We start from the raw sequence: 4,234 nt of genomic DNA, 5'->3' as shown, positions 1-4,234 counted from the left end.
CTTGTGGCGCCCACCTTGCCCCGTTTGGCCCAGTTCACGAGCCACCACAACTCCAAGATCAAGGGAAACGTCACCCCTCCCCTGGAACCCTCGGCGGAACCCTTCGAGTCCAGCGTTGATCTTGCACTTGCCGCCCCGGCAGAACGGGTCAAACCGCTCGGACCGAGGGCCGGAAGTGCAAGATCGCGGGAGTGGGAGTGGGAGTGGGAGTGGGAGGGGCGGGGGCGCGGGTCAGATGGTGCAGTTGATCAGGACTGGTTCGGGGTGGAGGGTTACGCCGAAGCGGGACTGGACGCCGTCTCGGATCTCGCGGGCCAGCGCCACCAGCGCGGCCGTGCTGGCGCTGCCGGAGTGGTTGGTGAGCGCGAGCGTGTGCTTGCTGGAGATGGCGACGCCCTCCGGGCCCGCGTACCCCTTGCCGAAGCCCGCCTTGTCGATCAGCCACGCGGCGCTGACCTTCACCGTGCCGTCGGCGCCCGGCCAGTGCGGCGGCTCACCCACCTCGGCGGCGCGTTCCCGTACCTGCTCGAACACCTCGCCCGGCAGCACCGGGTTGGTGAAGAACGAGCCGACCGACCAGGTGTCCGGGTCGGCCGCGTCCAGCACCATGCCCTTGCCGGCGCGCAGCTTCCGCACGGTGGCCCGGGCTTCGGCCAGCGGCACCCGGTCGCCGACCTCGACACCGAGCGCCCGGGCCAGTTCGGCGTAGCGAACCGGGCCGGAGCGCGGGGACCGGGTGAGCCGGAAGTCGACCGAGAGCACCACCCAGCGGTCGCTGTACTTGAAGATGCTCCCCCGGTAGACGAACCCGCAGTCGGCAGCCGCGATCCGCGCCACCCGGCGTTCGGTCCGGTCGTACGCCTCGACGGCGACGATGGTCTCGGCGACCTCCTGGCCGTACGCGCCGACGTTCTGGATCGGTGTCGCGCCGGCCGAGCCGGGGATGCCGGAGAGGCACTCCAGCCCGGACCAGCCGCGCTCGACGGTGGCGGCGACGAAGTCGTCCCACGGCTCGCCGGCTTCGACACGTACCGTGACGGTGTCGCCCTCCTCGGCCACGGCCTGGAACCCGCGCGAGCGGACGAGCACGACGGTGCCGGGGAAGCCCTGATCGCCGATCACGACGTTGCTGCCGCCCGCCAGCACCAGCACGGCCTGCTCGCGGGCCTCCGCTTCCTGCACTTTTCGCACGATCTGGGCGGCGTCCTCGGCGATCTCCAGCCGCCCGGCGGGTCCGCCGAGCCGGAGCGTGGTGTAGCGCGCCAGGGTGGCCGGATCGGTCGGTTCACCGGCAGTAGCCGGTTCGGCGTAGACGTCTGACACGCCTTTCACCCTAGGCTGAGGGGTAGCCGGCGCACCCACTGGTGGCCCGGTCACCCCCGGGAGGATGGCGATGAGCAGACTGCACCACACGAAGGACTTCTGGATCGGCGCGCTGCGCACGGAGGGTCCCGCCTTCGCCGCGGCGGTTTCGGAGGCGCCGCCCGAGACACCCGTGCTGTCCTGTCCCGGCTGGACGGTCACCGATCTCGCCCATCACCTGACCCGCGTGTACGTCTGGGCGGGCACCGTGCTGACCGCCGGTGGCACCACCCGCCCGGAGCGGCACGACCCGGAGCCGCCGGCGGACCTGACGCCGGCCCAGTGGTACGTGCGGGAGTACGAGCGGATCACCGCGCTGCTGGAGGCGGCGGATCCGGAGGCGCCGGCCTGGAACTTCGCGCCGCAGCCGAAGAAGGCGGCCTTCTGGCCGCGCCGGATGGCGCACGAGACGGCCGTGCACCGCTGGGACGCCCAGCTCGCGATCGGTGCGGGTGATCCGATCGAGGCGAAGCTCGCGGCCGACGGGGTGAGCGAGGTGCTGGACACCTGGCTGCCGGCGGGCCGGCGGGTGCAGCCCGGGCAGTGGCGCGGCGTGGTGCAGCTGACCGCGACCGACGCGGCCCAGGAGTGGTACCTGCGGTTGCGGGGTGAGGGGGTCGCGCTGCTGGACACCGCGACGATCCTGGACCACGACGACCACCGGGCCCGGGCACAGGTGGCCGGCACGGCGAGCGATCTGCTGCTGGCGCTGATGGGCCGGATCAGCTTCGACGCGCTGGACGTGGCGGGCGACCCGGCCCTGCTGGGGGGCCTGCGGGTCGGCTGACGACGGGCACCGGACGGAGAGGGGCGGCGGGCGCCCCTCTCCGTTTCTTTTCGGACAGCTCTGAGAGCGCTCTCTTGACAAGGTCCGTGACCCTCCACCACGCTGTCGTGAGAGCGCTCTCTAAGTTCCGGAACCGCCTTCCACCACCCGTTTCGACGACCCGAGAGGTCAGGACAGCATGCTCACCTTCACGCGCCGCCGCCTGGCGGCGGTTGCAGTGGTCGCCGCCACCGCGCTGCTCGGCACCACCGCCTGCGGCGGCGGCGACGATGCCGCCGCCGACGGGCCGATAACGCTCACCGTCGACGTCTTCGGCCAGTTCGGTTACGCCGATCTCTACCAGGAGTACATGGCCAGCCACCCCGGCGTGAAGATCGTCGAGCGCGGCACCGGCGGCAACCTCGACGAGTACTCCCCGAAGCTCACCCAGTGGCTCGCCGCGGGCAAGGGCGCCGGTGACGTGGTCGCCATCGAGGAGGGCCTGCTCGTCGAGTACAAGGCCAACCCGCAGAACTTCGTCAACCTGCTCGACCACGGCGCGGCCGACCTGAAGGGCAACTTCCTCGACTGGAAGTGGAACCAGGGACTCACCGCCGACGGCAAGCAGCTCATCGGCCTCGGCACTGATGTCGGCGGCATGGCGATGTGCTACCGCACCGACCTGTTCGCCAAGGCCGGCCTGCCCACCGACCGGGAGGCCGTGTCCAAGCTCTGGCCCACCTGGCAGGACTACATCAAGGTCGGCGAGCAGTTCACCGCGAAGAAGACGGGCGCGTCGTTCCTGGACGCCGCGACCAACACCTTCAACACGATCCTGCTCCAGACCGCCGGCAACAGCAGCGGCTACAGCTACTACGACACCAGCAACAACCTGGTCGTCGGCAGCAACCCGGCGGTGAAGCAGGCGTACGACACCACGATGGACATCATCGACTCGGGGCTGTCCGGCAAGTACGGCTCCTGGTCCGAGGAGTGGGTGTCGGCGTTCAAGCAGTCGAAGTTCGCCACCATCGCCTGCCCGGCCTGGATGACCGGCGTGATCGAGGGCAACGCGGGCGCGGCCGCCAAGGGCAAGTGGGACATCGCCCAGATCCCCGGCAACGGCGGCAACTGGGGCGGCTCGTTCCTCGCGGTGCCGAAGCAGAGCAAGCACCAGGCCGAGGCGATCGAGCTGGCCAAGTTCCTGACCAGCGCCAAGGGCCAGATCGGCGCGTTCAAGGCGAAGGGTCCCCTGCCCTCTTCGCCGCAGGCGCTGGAGGACCCGGCGATCCTCGACTCGAAGAACGCCTACTTCTCCGAGGCGCCGGTCGGGAAGATCTTCGCCGAGGGCGCCAAGAGCCTGAAGCCGGTCTACATGGGACCGAAGAACCAGGCCGTACGCACCGAGGTCGAGAACGCCGTCCGCAGCGTCGAGCTGGGCAAGCGCTCCCCGGAACAGGGCTGGACCGACGCGGTCGCCAACGCCGAGAAGGCCGCCGCCAAGTAACCCGAGCAGCGCGTGCGGGCGGCCACCCGGCCACGGGGGCCGCCCGCACGGCGGAAAGGAGTCCCGGGTCATGGCCGTCCAGCTCGACGCCCGCCCGCCGGTCGCACCGGCACCCCGCCCCACCCGTCCCGGCCTGGGCAACCGGCTCAGCCGACTCGACACGAAGTACTCGCCGTACCTGTTCATCGCCCCGTTCTTCCTGCTGTTCGGCGTCTTCGGGGCGTACCCGCTGGCGTACACGTTCTGGGTCTCGCTGCACGACTGGGACCTGCTCGGCGCCGAGCACCCGTACATCGGCTTCGACAACTACACCCAGCTGCTCGCCGACTCGGACTTCTGGCACTCGGTGGTCAACACGCTGGGCATCTTCGTGATCTCCACGGTCCCGCAGCTGCTCGCCGCGCTCTGGCTGGCCAACCTGCTCAACCGGCAGTTGCGCGCCCGTACCACCTGGCGGATGGCGGTGCTGATCCCGAACGTCACCTCGACCGCCGCCGTGGCGATCGTGTTCGCAGTCCTGTTCGGCCGCGAGTTCGGCATGATCAACTGGGTGCTCGACCACGTCGGGATCAGCGCGATCGACTGGAAGGCGAACCGGT

The 4,234-nt window shown here is 70.3% G+C and carries 4 protein-coding genes; 3 read left to right on the top strand and 1 reads right to left on the bottom strand.

The features are described 5' to 3' along the window. Nucleotides 1–231: 231 nt before the first annotated feature. Nucleotides 232–1,323 carry a UDP-N-acetylmuramate dehydrogenase gene (locus KBX39_RS24835; RefSeq protein ID WP_043328055.1) on the bottom strand — a complete coding sequence of 364 codons (1,092 nt, stop codon included), beginning with the start codon at nucleotides 1,321–1,323 and terminating at the stop codon, nucleotides 232–234. Between the two features lie 70 nt (nucleotides 1,324–1,393). On the opposite strand from KBX39_RS24835, the gene KBX39_RS24830 reads away from it, so the two are divergent. The 3 genes from KBX39_RS24830 to KBX39_RS24820 all read left to right on the top strand — a co-directional run. Next, nucleotides 1,394–2,149, top strand: coding sequence for a maleylpyruvate isomerase family mycothiol-dependent enzyme (locus tag KBX39_RS24830; RefSeq protein WP_043328053.1), 756 nt, complete (start codon nucleotides 1,394–1,396; stop codon nucleotides 2,147–2,149). Nucleotides 2,150–2,327: 178 nt separating this feature from the next. Continuing rightward, on the top strand, nucleotides 2,328–3,635 hold the full coding sequence (locus KBX39_RS24825) for an ABC transporter substrate-binding protein (RefSeq protein WP_187694661.1): 1,308 nt from the start codon (nucleotides 2,328–2,330) through the stop codon (nucleotides 3,633–3,635). Nucleotides 3,636–3,705: 70 nt separating this feature from the next. Next, the coding region (locus KBX39_RS24820; protein ID WP_210872764.1) for a carbohydrate ABC transporter permease at nucleotides 3,706–4,234 on the top strand (529 nt) is incomplete at its 3' end.

Source organism: Micromonospora sp. D75 (genome assembly GCF_018070405.1).
Lineage (GTDB): Bacteria > Actinomycetota > Actinomycetes > Mycobacteriales > Micromonosporaceae > Micromonospora > Micromonospora chalcea.
Note: the sequence above shows the minus strand (reverse complement) of the source record. Positions and strands in the feature narration are given on the sequence as shown.

What these genes read in the sequence shown, in the direction of transcription:
- KBX39_RS24830 (WP_043328053.1), top strand. Translation starts at nt 1,394, where the DNA reads ATGAGCAGACTGCACCACACGAAGGACTTCTGGATCGGCGCGCTGCGC.
- KBX39_RS24825 (WP_187694661.1), top strand. Translation starts at nt 2,328, where the DNA reads ATGCTCACCTTCACGCGCCGCCGCCTGGCGGCGGTTGCAGTGGTCGCC.